Below are 14,636 nucleotides of genomic sequence, written 5' to 3'. Positions count from 1 at the left end.
GTGAGGAAAATCAAGCTCCATACTTCCACCGTCTTTATCGGAAAATCAGCCGTTTGAACGACGCGCCGGTCCCGAAACACCCATAGAAGAGGGCATTACCTCATTTTGCGGATTGCCATGACCGTCTTCCAACTGAAAGAGCTTGCGTCCAATTCTGTCCACGCCGCGGCCGACGTGATCGGCTGGCACTACGACCGCGCCGAGCTCATTGCCGACGGCATCATTCACGCGATCGGCGTGCTCTCCGGCCTCATTGCCGCGACGGTGCTGGTGGTGCTGACGGCGATCTACGCCGATGCGACCGACATCGTCGGTGTCTCGATCTACGTCGCCGGCCTGCTCTCGATGCTGGTGCTGTCGGCGACCTATAATCTCTGGCCGGTGTCGCCGGCCAAATGGCTGCTGCGGCGGTTCGATCATTCCGCGATCTATCTGTTGATCGCCGCGACCTACACGCCGTTCATCCTGGAAGTGAAGGACAGCGGGTTCGCGCTGGTGCTGCTCGCCGGCGTCTGGTGCGTCGCCATGACAGGCATCGTGCTGAAGCTGTTCTATCCCGGCCGGTTCGACCGCGTCTCGGTCGGCATTTACCTTGCGATGGGTTGGAGCGGCGTGATGCTCTACGACGCCGTGGTCCAGGCGTTGCCCGCGGTGGTGCTGGGCCTCATCCTGGCTGGCGGGCTGCTCTACAGTTTTGGCGTGATCTTCCACGCCTGGCGGCGGCTGCGCTTCCAGAACGCGATCTGGCACGGCTTTGTCTTGGCCGGCGCGGCGTGCCATTATACCGCGGTGCTCGACCTCGTGTTGAGCTGAGCAGGCTCCGCGCCGCGGAATAAGCGGCCGCGGTCTCAAGCGGTATAAGACGAGAGGAGACGTCGCATGCAGGTGACCGGCAAGGTCGTGGTCGTCACGGGCGGCGCAAACGGCATCGGCAAGGCGCTGTGCGAGGCGTTTTACAATGCGGGCGCGGCCAAGGTCGTCGTCGCGGACATGGACGCCGCCAATGCGCGGGCGGTCGCGGCCATGGTGAATGGCGCGGCCTTCAAATGCGACGTCGCGCAGGAAAAGGACATTGCGCACGTCATCGAGGAGACCGAGCGGCAGTTCGGGCCCATTGATCTGTTTTGTTCGAACGCCGGCATCGGCGGCGGCTTCGATCCGATGTCGGTCAATGCCGGCGGCGCCTCCGACGAGCCGTGGCAGCGCAGCTGGGCGATCCACGTCATGGCGCATGTCTATGCGGCGCGGCATCTCGTCCCGCGCATGAAGGCGCGCGGCGGCGGCTATTTCCTCAACACCATCTCGGCCGCGGGCCTGCTGTCGCAGGTCGGCAGCCCCGCTTATTCGACGACCAAGCACGCAGCGGTCGGCTTTGCCGAGAATCTCGCGATCTCGCACAAGGCGGACAACATCAAGGTCTCGATCCTCTGCCCGCAGGGCGTCGACACCAACATGCTGCGCTCGATCCCGAAGGGCCCGCAATCCGGCGACGGCGACCTCACCCCCGAGCAGGTCGCCAGGGACGTGCTCGCCGGTCTCGAGCAGGAGACCTTCCTGATCCTGCCGCACCCCCAGGTGCTCGGCTACATGCGCAAGAAGACCGAGAATTACGATCGCTGGATCGGCGGCATGGCCAAGATCCAGGCCCGGATGCGGGAAGAGTTCGGGAAGTAGCATAGGGGAGTTGCCGGCACGCTGTCGCCCCATAACAGGTGTCCGTCCCCGCGAACGCGGGGACCCATAACCCCAGGGAGAAGTTGGGCGAAGACTGGTAGTGTGACTTCCCGCGGTACACACACCTCCGCTTATCGATAGATCACGCGGTATGGGTCCCCGCGTTCGCGGGGACGACACCGGTGGTTAGGCGATCGCCTCATCCTCCTCCCGGCTCGCCCGCAGCGCCCGCGCATAGAGCATCATCCCCTCGCGCACCTTGCGCTGCTCGGCCTCCGTCAGCGCCGCGAGCGCGCCGCGCACCTGCTGGCGGCCGAAGGCGTGCAGCGCCTCCAGCGTGCGCTGGCCTTTCGCCGTCAGCGACAGCCGCTTGCTGCGGGCATCATTCTGATCCGGCGTCTCGCGCAGCTCGCCGCAGTCGATCAGCTTGCGCACCAGGCGGCTGACGCTCGACTTCTCCAGACGCAGGAAATCGCCGAGCTCTCCCGAGGTCATGGGGCCGCGGATGCCGATCTCCAAAATGGTGTGCACGGCCGACGGCGGATAGTCCGATGCCGCCACCGTCGCATCCATGAAGCCGAGCTCGCGCACCATCAGGCGCGAGGCGGCGCGAATGTCGTCGATCAGCGCAAGCTCGGCCATCCCTTGACTCCCGGCATATAGTTGTATCATACAACTATATGTGCGCAACGGTGCGCGCAAGTGTTTTTGGAGTGGACCATGAGCGGAGCCTTGCCGACGGGGATGCGGATGACGGGCAAGGTCTGCCTGGTCACCGGCGGCGGCAGCGGCATCGGCCGCGCCACCGCGCTGCGGATGGCATCCGAGGGCGCCGCGGCGATCATCGTCGCCGGCCGGCGCGAGGCCGAGATCGAGGCGACCGCCGCAGCGTGCCGCGAGCTTGGCGCGGAGGCAATCGCGTGTCGGACTGACATCACCCGAGAGGACGAGGTCGTACGCCTCGTCGGCACCGCTATCGAACGTTGCGGTCGTCTCGACGTCGCCTTCAACAATGCCGGCTTCCAGGAGCGCCGCGCACCGCTGGAGGAGCAGGGCACGGATATCTACGACAGCGTGTTCGACACCAATGTCCGCGCGCTGTTCCTGTGTCTGCGCCACCAATTGCCGGTCATGCTCGCGCAGGGGCGCGGCAGCATCGTGGTCAATGCCTCGGTGAGCGGCGTGCGCAATCCCAATCCCGGCTTCTCGCTCTATTCGGCCTCGAAGGCGGCCGCGATCTCGCTGACGCGCTCGGCCGCGCTGGAGAACGCCCCGCGCGGCATCCGCATCAACGCCATCGCGCCCGGCCGCGTCGTCACCGACATGATGCTGCGCGCCGGCGTCGGCGACGTCGCAACGGTCAGCGCGGGATTGCCGCTACGGCGCATGGGCAGCCCGGAGGAGGTGGCGGAAGCCGTGGTGTGGCTGTCCTCGGATGCGTCATCCTATGTGGTCGGGCACGTGCTGGCGGCGGACGGGGGATTCCTGGCGTCGTAGCGCGACAACATGATCAATGCTTCTGCCCGTACAGCACCGGCACCGCCGAATCCACGACGACCTCGACGAGGCTCGTCCCTTCATGCGCCAAGCCGCGCTCGAGGGCTTCGCCGAGCTCCGCAGCCTTTGTCACCCGCACGGCATGGCAGCCCATGCCCTCGGCGAGCCGCACGAAATCGATCCCCGGCAGCTCCAGCCCGGGCACGTTGCGCACCTGCATTACCTGGCTGAACGAGCGCATCGCGCCGTAGCCGGAATTGTTGATGACGACGATGGTGAGCGGCAGCTTGCGCTGCGCGGCGGTCCACAGCGCCTGGATCGAATACATCGCCGAGCCGTCGCCGATCAGACAGACTGTGCGCTGCTTCGGCTTGCCGAGCGCCATGCCGACCGCGGCGGGCAGCGAATAGCCGAGGCCACCGCTGGCCATCGTGTAGAAGGAATCCTGGCCCGGCATCGGCATGAATTTTTGCATCGCCGGCCGATGCGAGGGAACCTCCTCGACGACCGACGTATTCTCCGGCATCGCCTGCAACAGCGAGTGCAGCAGGAACTCGACTGGCAGCGGATCGGCCGCTTGCGGCGCCGGCGGCAGCGTGCGGCCCTTGGGCGCCGCGCGCTTGCTCTCGGGCAGCAGCTCGAGCAGCTGGCTCAGCGCCGGCTTCATCGTGGCGATGATGCTGGTGCCGACCGGGGTCACCGCGGCGGCATCCGCATCATCTGTGATCTGGAAGATGGTCGCGCCGCCGTCGAAGATCGCGGCATGGCCCTCGACATGGAAGGTGAACACCGGCGCGCCGATCACGACGACGAGATCGTGTTCGCGCAGCGCGTCGGAGAGCTGCGCGGGCGAGGCGTGCAGGAACCCTGCGAACTGCGGATGCCGCTCGGGGAACGAGCAGCGCGCCGAGAACGGGCTGACCCAGACGCTGGCCTTGGCCTTCTCGGCGACGCGCACCATCAGGTCCACCGCGCCGGCGCGATCCACGCCGGGGCCGACGACGAGGGCAGGGTGCTTTGCGCCGGCGAGCGCCGCGACCAGCGCCTTCATGGCGTCAGGCTCGGGCCCGATCTCGCGGCTGACCTTGCGCGCTTCCACCGGCGCGGTCGCATGCGCCCAGTCGTCGATCGGGATCGACACGAAGGTCGGTCCGCACGGTGGCTGCATCGCGGTGTAATAGGCCCGCGCGATCGCGGCCGGCACGTCCTCGGGCCGCGCCGGCTCGACGCTGTATTTGACATAAGGTCGCGGAAACTCGGAGGCGCGCTCGGCATAGAGGAACGCCTGCAGCGGCAGGATCGAGCGCGCCTGCTGGCCCGCGGTGATCACGAGCGGGGTCTGGTTGCGATGCGCGGTGTAGATGTTGCCGAGCGCGTTGCCGACGCCGGCCGCCGAATGCAGATTGACGAAGCCCGCATTGCGCGTCGCCTGCGCGTAGCCGTCGGCCATGCCGACGGCGGACGCTTCCTGCAGCGCCAGCACATAGTCGATGTCGTCGGGCCAGTCGGACAGGAACGGCAGCTCGGTCGAGCCGGGATTGCCGAACACTTTTGTGATGCCGAAGGCACGCAGCAGGTCGAGCGTCGCCTGCTTGACGGTGACGGACTTGCTGCCGGTCTTGCCGTTCTTGGCCATGGTTTCCGTCCCCGAATGCTTTTATTGAGCCGTCATTCCGGCGCGATGCTTCGCATCGCCCCCGAATGACGGTGTATTTATCACCAAACCGCCGTCCCCTTCATCGTCGGCTGCCCTTCCGCGTTCGCAGTCCACAGCTCCATGCCAGCCTCGGTCTCGTTGGCATTCACCGAGAACTCGCCGCCCTCGAACAGCGGCTGCAGCCCGCGATAGGTGAACTTCTTCGGCGCCTTGCCGCCGCGCAGTTTTGCCGCCATCTCGATGATCAGCGCGGCCTGCAACGGTCCGTGGAAGATCAGGCCCGGATAGCCCTCGACCTTGGTGACGTAGTCGCGGTCGTAATGAATGCGGTGGCCGTTGAAGGTCAGCGCGGAGTAACGAAACAGCAGCACGGGATCGGAGACATGGGTCTCGCGGTGCTGCGCCCGCGGCGGCGGAGGTGGAGCCTTGCCGCTCGCGGGTGCGCTGCTCGTCATCTCGCGATAGACGATGTCCTGCCGTTCGCGGATCGCGATGCCGCGCGGCGAGGAAATGCTGTGCTCGACCGAGACGAAGCACAGCGTGCCGGTCGAGCCCGTCTTCACCTGCACATCGGCGATACGCGAGGTCCGTGTCGATTCATCGCCGACCTGCAGCGGCTGCAGGAACTCGATCTCGCCGCCGGCCCACATCCGGCGCGGCAGCGGCACCGGCGGCAGGAAGCCGCCGCGGGTGGGGTGGCCGTCGGGCCCGAGCATCGACATCGGAAACACCGGCTGGGCCAGGCACCAATGCACGGTGAACGGGGCGGCATCGCCCTTCCGGGGTTCGCCGACGTCCTGGAACAGCGTCGCGCGCAAACCCATGACGAGCTGCGCGGTGACGATGTCGGTCGCCTCCGTGCTGCGGCCGATCCATTGCCGCAAGTGATCGATATCGAGCTTCTCGGTCATGACGCCTCGCTCTGTTACTTCTTCGACTTTGGCTTCTCGCCGATCGCCGGCACGGCGCCATAGCTGCGCGTCTCGCCGACGATGATCGGCGCCGGCGCAGGATAGCTGACGCGCCCGTTCGGCGTGTCGACCTCGATGCGGCGCAGATGCGGATGGTTGGTGAGATCGGCCATGGTGTTGACCTCGGCAAAGGCGATGTCGGCGTCCGACAGCCGCTTCAAGAGCTCGTCGCGCGTCATCTTGCCGAAGATATTTGCGACCGTCGTGTCGGTGAAGTCGCGGTTACGCACGCGCTCGACCATGTTGGCGACACGGGGATCGGCGGGCAGATCCGGCTGATCCAGCACCTTGGCACAGAGCGTCTTCCACTCGCGCTCGCTCTGGATCGAGATCAGGATGTCCTTGCCGTCCCTGGAGGTGAACACGCCATAGGGTGCGATCGAGGGATGGCGCAGGCCCATGCGCTTGGGCGGGTTGCCGGCCTCGGAGTTGAGCAGCGGCACGGTGCACCAGTCCGCCATCACGTCGAACATGGAGATGCGGATGTCGGCGCCCTTGCCGGTGCGTCCGCGGGCGATCAGCGCTTCCAGGATCGCTGCATGCGCGGTGGCGCCGGTCGCGACGTCCACGATCGACATGCCGACACGCGAGGCGCCATCAGGGTTGCCGGTGATCGAGGCAAGCCCGCTCTCGGCCTGGATCAGCAGATCATAGGCCTTGCGGTGCGCGTAGGGGCCTTCGTCGCCATAGCCGGTGATGGTGCAGGAGATCAGCTTCGGATAGTCCTTCAAAAGCCGCTCGCGCGAGAATCCCAGCTTGTCCATCGAGCCCGGCTTCAGGTTCTGGATCAGCACGTCGGCATTTGCGATCAGCGTTTCCAGCTCGTCGCGGCCTTCCTTGGTCGTGAGATCGACCACGGCGGATTGCTTGCCGCGGTTGAGCCAGACGAAATAGCTGCTCTGGCCCTTGGCCGCCGCGTCATAGCCGCGGGCGAAATCGCCCTCGGGCCGCTCGATCTTGATCACCTCTGCGCCGGCGTCCGCCAGCCGCGAGGAGCAGAACGGCGCCGCCACCGCCTGCTCGACCGCAATCACCCTGATCCCGTCCAGTGCTCCCATGACGTGGCCTCAGTATGAGCGGGGCATGCCGAGCACGTGCTCGGCGACGTAGGACAGCACGAGGTTGGTCGAGATCGGCGCCACCTGATAGAGCCGCGTCTCGCGGAATTTGCGCTCGACGTCGTATTCCTCGGCAAAGCCGAAGCCGCCATGGGTCTGAATGCAGGCATTCGCCGCCTCCCAGGATGCGTCCGCCGCCAGCATCTTGGCCATGTTGGCCTCTGCGCCGCAATCGAGCCCGGCCTCGTATTTGCGCGTGGCTTCCTTCACCATCAGCTCGGCTGCGCGCATCGAGGCGTAGGCCTTCGCGATCGGGAACTGGATGCCTTGATTCTGGCCGATCGGTCGGCCGAACACGGTGCGGTCCTTGGCGTAATTGGTGGCCTTGGCGATGAACCATTTGGCGTCGCCGACGCATTCGGCGGCAATCAGGATGCGCTCGGCATTCATGCCGGAGAGGATGTAGCGGAAACCCTTGCCTTCCTCGCCGATCAAATTCTCCGCCGGGACCTTCATGTCGGTGAAGAACACTTCGGTGGTGGCGTGATTCATCATGGTGCGGATCGGGCGGATCTCGAGGCCATTGTTCTTGGCCTCGCGCATGTCGACGATGAACACCGACAGGCCATCGGTGCGCTTCTTGGCCTGCTCCTTCGGCGTGGTGCGTGCCAGCAGCACCATCAAATCGGAATGCTCGGCGCGGCTGGTCCAGATCTTCTGGCCGTTGACGATGTAGCTGTCGTTGCCTTCCTTGCGCGCAAAGGTCTTCAGCGAGGAGGTGTCGGTGCCACTGGTCGGCTCGGTGACGCCGAAGGCCTGCAGGCGCAATTCGCCGCTCGCGATCTTCGGCAGGTATTTTGCCTTCTGCTCGGCATTGCCGTGCCTGAGCACGGTGCCCATCGTGTACATCTGGGCATGACAGCCGCCGCCGTTGCAGCCCGCACGCTGGATCTCTTCCAGGATCGCCGCCGCGGCCGACAGCTTCAGGCCCGCACCGCCATATTCCTCGGGGATCAGCACCGAGAGATAGCCGGCCTGGGTCAATGCGTCGACGAAGGCCTTGGGGTAGGCCATCTCGCGATCAAGCTTGCGCCAATATTCGCCGGGGAACTGCGCGCAGAGTTTTGCGACGGCGTCGCGGATGTCGGCGAAATCTTCGGTGTGGTGTTCTTGACTCATGGCGTTTCCAGTTCTGGTCGGCAGTTAAGATAACGCCGGTCAATCCTCCGGCGTTGTGAAAACAACGCCAGCCCCCTATGCTCATTTGTTATAGCGTATGAAGTAGCCTTCCAGGATTGGCAAGCATGGATTTCCGGCAGCTCAGGACCTTCAGTTGCGTGGCGGAGCTCGGCAGCCTGTCCAAGGCGTCCGACACGTTGCGCGTGGCGCAGCCCGCGCTCTCCAGGCAGATCAAGCTGCTGGAACACGAGCTGCGCACCGAACTCTTCACCCGCAACGGCCGCGGCATGGTGCTGACCGAAGCCGGCCGGCTGCTGCTGGCGCGCACCTCCGGCATCGTGCGGCAGATCGACCAGATCCGCGACGACATCCAGTCGTCCCAGGGGCCGCCGTCCGGCCAGGTCGTGCTCGGCCTCGTTCCAACAGTGAGCTGCGTGCTGTCGGCGCGCTTTGCGCGGCGCTGCGTCGAAAAATTTCCCGGCATCTCGCTGCGCATCGTCGAGAGCTACAGCGGCCATCTCGTCGAATGGCTGCATCGCGGCGAGATGGACCTTGCCATACTCTACGGGCGTTCCGCCGATCTGCATCTCAACGTCGAGAGCCTCGGTCGCGACAACATCGTCGCCGTCGGTCCGCGCGGCTGCGGCCTCGCGCGCAAGAAGAGCGTCGATATCGGCTGGCTGCTGCGGCAGCGGCTGGTGCTGCCCTCTCATTCCCACGGCCTCCGCGCGCTGATCGAGCACGCGGCCGCCCAGCGCAAGATCAAGCTCAACGTCCAGCTCGAGGCGGATTCGTTCCGCGTGCTCACCAGTCTCGTCGAGGAAGGCCTCGGCTTTGCGCTGCTGCCGCCCTCGTCGGTCCATGGCGAGGTCGCGGAGGGGCGGCTGGAGACGACGGCCGTCTCGAAGCCGATGACGCGCGAGCTCATTTTCGCTTCTCCGATCGACCGCCCGGTCTCGACGGCGTCCCTGGCCGTCACGACCCTCCTGCGCGAGGAGGTCGCCGCCTGCCGCAAGGACGGCGTCTGGGACATCAAGTTGAGTTAGATGTGGTGTGGTAGAACAGTCGGGCGCCGACTTGCCTTCGCATCTGGCGCGAGCTGACATGCCGGAATTTTATAGCTGGGTCGGTGCCCTACCGCTCTCGTGCCCCGGCAGATCCGGGGCCCATGTCGCTGCGAGGCCGATGCTTGCTGGGTCTCGGCTCTGCGCCGCACCGCTACGCGCTGCGACGCGTCCGCGACACGAGCGAACAAGATGCTGTCGCCGGCAATGAGAGCTCAGCCCGGTATCCGCACCGGCAGCGTCTCGTAGCCCTTGATGAAGCTCGAATAGATCCGCTTGGGCTCGCCGACCACCTCGATGCGGTCGAAGCGCTTCAGCATCTCCTCCCAGACGATCTTGAGCTGCAGCTCGGCAAGGCGCATGCCGACGCAGCGGTGGATGCCGAAGCCGAAGGAAAGATGCGTGCGCGGCCGGGGGCGGTCGATGATGAACTCGTTCGGCCTGTCGAACATCTCATCGTCGCGATTGCCCGAGACGTACCACATCACGACGCGGTCGCCCTTCTTGATCTGCTTGCCGCCGATCTCGGTGTCCTGCAGCGCGGTGCGCCGCATATGCGCCAGCGGGGTCTGCCAGCGGATCACCTCCGGCACCATGGAATCGATCAACTCCGGATTGGTGCGGAGCTTGTCGTATTGCTCCGGGTTCTCGTTCAGCGCCAGCACCGAGCCGGTCATGGTGTTCCGCGTGGTGTCGTTGCCGCCGACGATGAGCAGGATGATGTTGCCCATGAGATTGTCGGGGTCCATGTGGCGCGTGGCGTCGTTATGGGCCATCAGCGACAGCAGATCGTTGCGCGGCGCCGAGTTAACGCGTTCGTTCCACAGCTTGGACATGTAGGCGTAGCATTCGTCCATCTCGCGGCGGCGCTCTTCGGCCGAGGCGACGATGCCGCTCTTGGGCAGCGCGGTCGAGACGTCCGACCAGCGCGTCAGCTTGCGCCGCTCCTCCCAGGGGAAGTCGAACAGGGTTGCCAGCATCTGCGTCGTCAGCTCGATCGAGACGCGCTCGACGAAGTTGAAGGTCTCGTTGCGCGGCAGATTGTCCAGCACGGTCTGCGAGCGCTCGCGGATCAGTTTCGCCAGCTCGTCCAGATGTGTCGGCGTGAACATCGGCGACACCGTCTTGCGCTGTGACGAGTGCTTGGGCTGGTCCATCGCGATGAAGCTCGGCCAGTCGTAACCCTCAGGCACGTCGCGGATCGAGATGCCGCCGAGCGTGGAATCCGAGGAGAAGATGCCGTGATTGGTGTCGACATGCATGATGTCGTTGTACTTCACCACCGACCAATAGGGCTCGATCGGCGCGTTGGTGCAGTAATGCACCGGCTCTTCCTTGCGCAGTCGCTCGAACCACGGCCACAGCGTGTCGTCCTGGAACAGCCGGGGCGCGCCGGGGTGGAATTGCGACAGCGGCGTCGCATAGGCCTCTTCGCGGGCCCGACGGATGCGTTCGGCCTTGTCCACCTTAACCGGCGCTTGGATGTTCATCGTCGTGGCTCCGTTTGTTCTTTCTTCGCCTCTGCCCGCTTGCGGGGAAAGGCGAAGTAACTCACGCCGCAATCTTCACCGGCAGCTCTTCGAGACCCTTCACGAAACTCGAATACACCCGCTTCGGCTCGCCCACCACGTCGATATGGTCGAACCGCTTCAAGATCTCTTCCCAGATAATCTTGAGCTGGAGTTCGGCAAGGCGCAAGCCCACGCAGCGGTGGATGCCGAAGCCGAAGGACAGGTGGGTGCGCGGGCGGGCGCGGTCGATGATGAAATCGTAGGGCTTGTCGATCGCCTCCTCGTCGCGGTTGCCCGAGACGTACCACATCACGACCTTGTCACCCTTCTTGATCTGCTTGCCGCGGAACTCGAAATCAGAGAGCGCGGTGCGGCGCATATGCGCCAGCGGCGTCTGCCAGCGGATCACTTCGGGGACGAAACTGTCGAGCAGCGCCGGGTTCTCGCGCAGCTTGCGATATTGCTCCGGATGCTGGCTCAGCGCGTGCAGCGAGCCCGACATGGTGTTGCGCGTGGTGTCGTTGCCGCCGACGATCAAAAGCACGAGATTGCCGAGGAAGTTCTTCGCATCCATGTCGCGCGTCGCGGCGCCATGCGCCATCATCGAGAGCAGGTCGCTCTTCGGCGGCTGTTCGATGCGCTCCTTCCAGAGGCGGGAGAAATAGGCCGCGCATTCTGTCAGCTCGGCCTGCCGCTCGTCCTCGGTGGCGACGAGGCCGTCGGGCCCGGGAATCGTGGTGGCGATGTCGGACCAGCGTGTCAGCTTGCGGCGGTCTTCCCAGGGGAAGTCGAACAGCACCGCCAGCATCTGCGTGGTCAGCTCGATCGAGACGCGGTCGACCCAGTCGAACACCTCGCCGCGGGGCAGATTGTCGAGGCACTCGGCCGAGCGCTTGCGGATGTTGAGCGCGAGATTGTCCAGGTGCGTCGGCGTGAACATCGGCGCCACGGTCTTGCGCTGCGCCGCATGGCGCGGCGGGTCCATCGAGATGAAGCTCTCGCGGCGCAGGTCCGGGTCGATATCGCGGATGGTGATGCCGCCGAGCGAGGAGGCCGAGGAGAACACCGCGTGGTTGGTCTCGATCTCCATGATGTCGTTGTAGCGCGTCACCGACCAATACGGCCCGAACATCGAGTCCTTGCAATAATGCACGGGGTCTTCCCGGCGCAGCCGATCGAAATACGGCCAGAACGTATCGGTCCTGAACAGCTCGGGGTCACCCGGATCGAACTGCTCCAGCGGCAGTGACTTGGCGCGCTCGCGCAGTGCGTCGAGCTTGGCCGCGCTCTCGATGGTCCCATGCATGACCGTTCTCCCTGGCATGAACCGCGCGTTCTCGTTGAATTCTGCGCTGCGGTATTTGATTTGCAATTACAGCCGGTTGTCTGCGCCGGAGCAAGGGAGAGTTTTGCCACATCCAACTTTCGCGAGAGCGCTGCGGGCCGTCCGCGAGCGTGATCCCCCGCACATCGCTTGTCGTGGAATCGTGACAGAAACCGACTGGAATCGAGGTAAATCGAACCCGGCCGTCCCGGGGGTCGACCAAGCCTCTGATCTATAGTTTGATTGCAACAGACCGACATCCCGAGGTTGCCGCCGTGAACGACATGCAATGGACCCCGATCGGCTCCGAGCCGCTTCCGCCGCCGCTGCCGCCCACGCGCGTCGATTTTTCCGGCAATCGCTCCGAGTTCCGGAGAATGGTCACCAAGGGTGCCATGTTGGAGCTCGTCACCTTCGGCTTCTACCGGTTCTGGCTCGTCACCGACATCCGCCGCCATCTGTGGGCGAACACTGCGATCGACGGCGATGCCGCCGAATATACCGGCCGGGCCAAGGAGCTTCTGGTCGGCTTCCTGTTCGCGCTCGCGATCCTGGTGCCGATCTACCTCGCCTACTTCCTTGTTGGTATCGAGTTCGAGCGCTGGCAGGGCTTTGCCTCGACGCCGCTGTTCATCGGCTTCTACGCCTTCGGCCAGTTCGCGATCTTTCGCGCGCGGCGCTATCGGCTGACGCGCACGGTCTGGCGCGGCGTGCGGTTCTGGATGGACGGCTCCGGCTGGGCCTATTCGTTCCGCGCCATGGCGTGGGGCTTGCTGGTGTTGCTGACGCTCGGCCTGGCGCTGCCGTGGCGCGAGGCCGCGCTCGAGCGCTACAAGATGCAGCACAGCCATTACGGCGATCTCCGCGGCGATTTCGAGGGCGACGGCTGGACCTTCTTCAAGCGCGCCTGGTGGCTGTGGCTGCTCAGCCCGATCGCGCTTTTCATCTTTCCGCTCGCGCCGTTCTTCTATGCCGAGTTCAAGGCGCGCGAATGGCGCTGGTGGCTCGACGGCATCCGCATCGGCGGCGTCAGCCTGTCCTCGAACCTGCCTCATGACGCGTTCTATGGCCTGTACTGGAAGATGATCGGCTGGTGGATGCTGCTCACGATGGCCTTCTCGGCCTATATGGGCGGCGGCGCCCTGTTGCTGGTCCAGCTGAGCGGCGTTCCGGCGGAGCAGATGCTCGGCTCCGACAATGCCGTCACGAGCATCCCGATGGTGGTGATGATGGTCATCGGCTATCTCGCCCTGGCGCTCGCGATCAATATCGTGATGCGCGTCTATCTTCAGCGCGATCTCTGGGCCAAGGTGCTGGAAACCGTCGAGGTGCACGACATCGCGGCCGCGGCGGATGTGCGCGGCAGCGGCCAGCTTGCCAGCGCGCTCGGCGAAGGTTTTGCCGATGGGCTCGATGTCGCGGGATTCTAAGCTGTGAGTGACATATCTGCCGAGGCGCCGGCGCAGTCCGCGAAGCCGACCATCTTCTTCGACGGCACCTCAAGCCGCCGGCGGCAGGTCATGCTGACGCTCGGTGATGCGCTCGAGATCGCGGAGGAGGGCGGGGCGCCGGTTCGCTGGTCCTATGCCGATATCCGCCGCGCCGACAGTCCGCCAGGGATCCTGCGCCTTTCGAGCATCACCGCACCGCCATTGGCGCGGCTGGAAATCCGCGACGCGGCGCTTGCGGCCGACGTGACCGCCCGTTGCCTGCGGCTCGACGAGCACCGGACTTCGCGCCGCGGTGTCGCAAAAATCGTCGGCTGGTCGGCGGCGGCCGCAATCTCCATCGTTTGCGTCGTGCTGTTCGGTGTGCCGCTCGCCGCCGACCGTCTCGCGCCGCTGGTGCCGAAACCCGTCGAACGGCGCATCGGCGACGCCGCCGAAGTGCAGATGAAGACAATCTTCGGCCGCAATGTGTGCGAAGATCCCGCGGGCAAGGCCGCCTTCACCAAGCTCGTCAACCGCCTGCGCGATGCCGCCGGTCTCGACGACGATTCCATGATGGCGGGCGTGCTGCCGACCTCGGTGCCGAACGCCTTTGCACTGCCGGGCGGCAAGGTGTTCGTGCTGAAGGGCCTGCTCGACAAGGCCGAAAGTCCCGACGAGCTCGCCGGCATCCTCGCGCACGAGCTCGGCCACCTCAAGCATTACGACAGCATGCGCGGGCTGATCTACAACGGCGGCACCTCGTTCCTGATCGGCCTGTTGTTCGGCGACGTCACCGGCTCATCCGCGGTGATCTTCGCCTCGCGCAGCGTTGTCGAAGCCTCCTATTCGCGCGAGGCGGAGACCGCCGCCGACACGTTCGCGATCGAGGTCATGCACAAGCTCGGCCGCTCGCCGAAGCCCGCTTTCGAGCTGATGTTCCGCATCACCGGCAAGGAGGGCGGCTCGAAGCTCACGACGATCCTCGCCAGCCACCCGCTGACCGAAGACCGCCTCGCCCGCATGACCCGGGAAGATCGCCCGGTGAGCGGCCCGCCGCTGCTGACTGACAAGGAGTGGCAGTCGCTGAAGGGCATTTGCGGCAGCGGGAAGATTTGAGGTGGGATGAGCTTTGAGTCGAAGCTATCGGCCGCGGGCTCGCTCTAACCTCTCCCGCTTGCGGGGGAGGTCGGCGCGTCCGGGCGATGCGAAGCATCGTCCCGCGCGCCGGGTGAGGGCTCTTGCCTCTTGGGGGCTCGCGAGCGGAGGCACCC

Annotated in this window: 13 protein-coding genes; 6 read left to right on the top strand and 7 right to left on the bottom strand. The window is 65.3% G+C overall.

The features are described from left to right. Positions 1 to 117 precede the first annotated feature (117 nt). Positions 118 to 813: a PAQR family membrane homeostasis protein TrhA gene (trhA, locus tag RPS27_RS14925; protein ID WP_313754097.1), complete on the top strand. Its 696-nt coding sequence runs from the start codon at positions 118 to 120 to the stop codon at positions 811 to 813. A gap of 66 nt (positions 814 to 879) precedes the next feature. Continuing rightward, positions 880 to 1,674: an SDR family oxidoreductase gene (locus RPS27_RS14920; protein ID WP_212068098.1), complete on the top strand. Its 795-nt coding sequence runs from the start codon at positions 880 to 882 to the stop codon at positions 1,672 to 1,674. Between the two features lie 186 nt (positions 1,675 to 1,860). On the opposite strand, the gene RPS27_RS14915 is transcribed toward RPS27_RS14920, so the two are convergent. Continuing rightward, on the bottom strand, positions 1,861 to 2,316 hold the full coding sequence (locus tag RPS27_RS14915; RefSeq protein ID WP_212068099.1) for a MarR family winged helix-turn-helix transcriptional regulator: 456 nt from the start codon (positions 2,314 to 2,316) through the stop codon (positions 1,861 to 1,863). A gap of 78 nt (positions 2,317 to 2,394) precedes the next feature. Here RPS27_RS14915 and RPS27_RS14910 point away from each other — a divergent pair, with 78 nt between their 5' ends. After that, complete coding sequence (locus RPS27_RS14910; protein WP_211418358.1) at positions 2,395 to 3,171, top strand: SDR family NAD(P)-dependent oxidoreductase; 777 nt, start codon at positions 2,395 to 2,397, stop codon at positions 3,169 to 3,171. A 13-nt stretch (positions 3,172 to 3,184) separates the two neighbouring features. Here the strand turns inward: RPS27_RS14910 and mdlC are convergent, their stop codons facing one another. The 4 genes from mdlC to RPS27_RS14890 form a co-directional block, all read right to left on the bottom strand. Further along, positions 3,185 to 4,807, bottom strand: coding sequence for a benzoylformate decarboxylase (gene mdlC / locus RPS27_RS14905; protein ID WP_212068100.1), 1,623 nt, complete (start codon positions 4,805 to 4,807; stop codon positions 3,185 to 3,187). 80 nt (positions 4,808 to 4,887) lie between these two features. Continuing rightward, positions 4,888 to 5,739 carry a MaoC family dehydratase N-terminal domain-containing protein gene (locus RPS27_RS14900; protein WP_212068101.1) on the bottom strand — a complete coding sequence of 284 codons (852 nt, stop codon included), beginning with the start codon at positions 5,737 to 5,739 and terminating at the stop codon, positions 4,888 to 4,890. 14 nt (positions 5,740 to 5,753) lie between these two features. Further along, on the bottom strand, positions 5,754 to 6,857 hold the full coding sequence (locus tag RPS27_RS14895; protein WP_212068102.1) for a CaiB/BaiF CoA transferase family protein: 1,104 nt from the start codon (positions 6,855 to 6,857) through the stop codon (positions 5,754 to 5,756). A 9-nt stretch (positions 6,858 to 6,866) separates the two neighbouring features. Next, the gene (locus RPS27_RS14890) at positions 6,867 to 8,036 is read right to left on the bottom strand and encodes an acyl-CoA dehydrogenase family protein (protein WP_313754096.1); all 1,170 of its coding nucleotides are present in this window, start codon (positions 8,034 to 8,036) and stop codon (positions 6,867 to 6,869) included. Between the two features lie 125 nt (positions 8,037 to 8,161). Here RPS27_RS14890 and RPS27_RS14885 point away from each other — a divergent pair, with 125 nt between their 5' ends. After that, positions 8,162 to 9,082: a LysR substrate-binding domain-containing protein gene (locus RPS27_RS14885; RefSeq protein ID WP_211418353.1), complete on the top strand. Its 921-nt coding sequence runs from the start codon at positions 8,162 to 8,164 to the stop codon at positions 9,080 to 9,082. Between the two features lie 233 nt (positions 9,083 to 9,315). Here the strand turns inward: RPS27_RS14885 and RPS27_RS14880 are convergent, their stop codons facing one another. Further along, the gene (locus RPS27_RS14880) at positions 9,316 to 10,590 is read right to left on the bottom strand and encodes a cytochrome P450 (protein ID WP_212068103.1); all 1,275 of its coding nucleotides are present in this window, start codon (positions 10,588 to 10,590) and stop codon (positions 9,316 to 9,318) included. A 61-nt stretch (positions 10,591 to 10,651) separates the two neighbouring features. Then, positions 10,652 to 11,917 carry a cytochrome P450 gene (locus RPS27_RS14875; protein ID WP_211418351.1) on the bottom strand — a complete coding sequence of 422 codons (1,266 nt, stop codon included), beginning with the start codon at positions 11,915 to 11,917 and terminating at the stop codon, positions 10,652 to 10,654. 293 nt (positions 11,918 to 12,210) lie between these two features. On the opposite strand from RPS27_RS14875, the gene RPS27_RS14870 reads away from it, so the two are divergent. Beyond that, the gene (locus tag RPS27_RS14870) at positions 12,211 to 13,365 is read left to right on the top strand and encodes a DUF898 family protein (protein WP_374762338.1); all 1,155 of its coding nucleotides are present in this window, start codon (positions 12,211 to 12,213) and stop codon (positions 13,363 to 13,365) included. A gap of 3 nt (positions 13,366 to 13,368) precedes the next feature. After that, a complete protein-coding gene (locus RPS27_RS14865) occupies positions 13,369 to 14,481 on the top strand; it encodes a M48 family metallopeptidase (RefSeq protein ID WP_212068104.1) in 1,113 nt (370 codons plus the stop codon). Positions 14,482 to 14,636 lie beyond the last annotated feature (155 nt).

The organism is Bradyrhizobium sp. WYCCWR 12699 (assembly GCF_032144035.1).
Taxonomy (GTDB): Bacteria; Pseudomonadota; Alphaproteobacteria; order Rhizobiales; family Xanthobacteraceae; genus Bradyrhizobium.
This window is presented reverse-complemented; position numbering and strand designations above follow the sequence as displayed.

What these genes read in the sequence shown, in the direction of transcription:
- trhA (WP_313754097.1), top strand. Translation starts at nt 118, where the DNA reads ATGACCGTCTTCCAACTGAAAGAGCTTGCGTCCAATTCTGTCCACGCC.
- RPS27_RS14920 (WP_212068098.1), top strand. Translation starts at nt 880, where the DNA reads ATGCAGGTGACCGGCAAGGTCGTGGTCGTCACGGGCGGCGCAAACGGC.
- RPS27_RS14915 (WP_212068099.1), bottom strand. Translation starts at nt 2,316, where the DNA reads ATGGCCGAGCTTGCGCTGATCGACGACATTCGCGCCGCCTCGCGCCTG.
- RPS27_RS14910 (WP_211418358.1), top strand. Translation starts at nt 2,395, where the DNA reads ATGAGCGGAGCCTTGCCGACGGGGATGCGGATGACGGGCAAGGTCTGC.
- mdlC (WP_212068100.1), bottom strand. Translation starts at nt 4,807, where the DNA reads ATGGCCAAGAACGGCAAGACCGGCAGCAAGTCCGTCACCGTCAAGCAG.
- RPS27_RS14900 (WP_212068101.1), bottom strand. Translation starts at nt 5,739, where the DNA reads ATGACCGAGAAGCTCGATATCGATCACTTGCGGCAATGGATCGGCCGC.
- RPS27_RS14895 (WP_212068102.1), bottom strand. Translation starts at nt 6,857, where the DNA reads ATGGGAGCACTGGACGGGATCAGGGTGATTGCGGTCGAGCAGGCGGTG.
- RPS27_RS14890 (WP_313754096.1), bottom strand. Translation starts at nt 8,036, where the DNA reads ATGAGTCAAGAACACCACACCGAAGATTTCGCCGACATCCGCGACGCC.
- RPS27_RS14885 (WP_211418353.1), top strand. Translation starts at nt 8,162, where the DNA reads ATGGATTTCCGGCAGCTCAGGACCTTCAGTTGCGTGGCGGAGCTCGGC.
- RPS27_RS14880 (WP_212068103.1), bottom strand. Translation starts at nt 10,590, where the DNA reads ATGAACATCCAAGCGCCGGTTAAGGTGGACAAGGCCGAACGCATCCGT.
- RPS27_RS14875 (WP_211418351.1), bottom strand. Translation starts at nt 11,917, where the DNA reads ATGCATGGGACCATCGAGAGCGCGGCCAAGCTCGACGCACTGCGCGAG.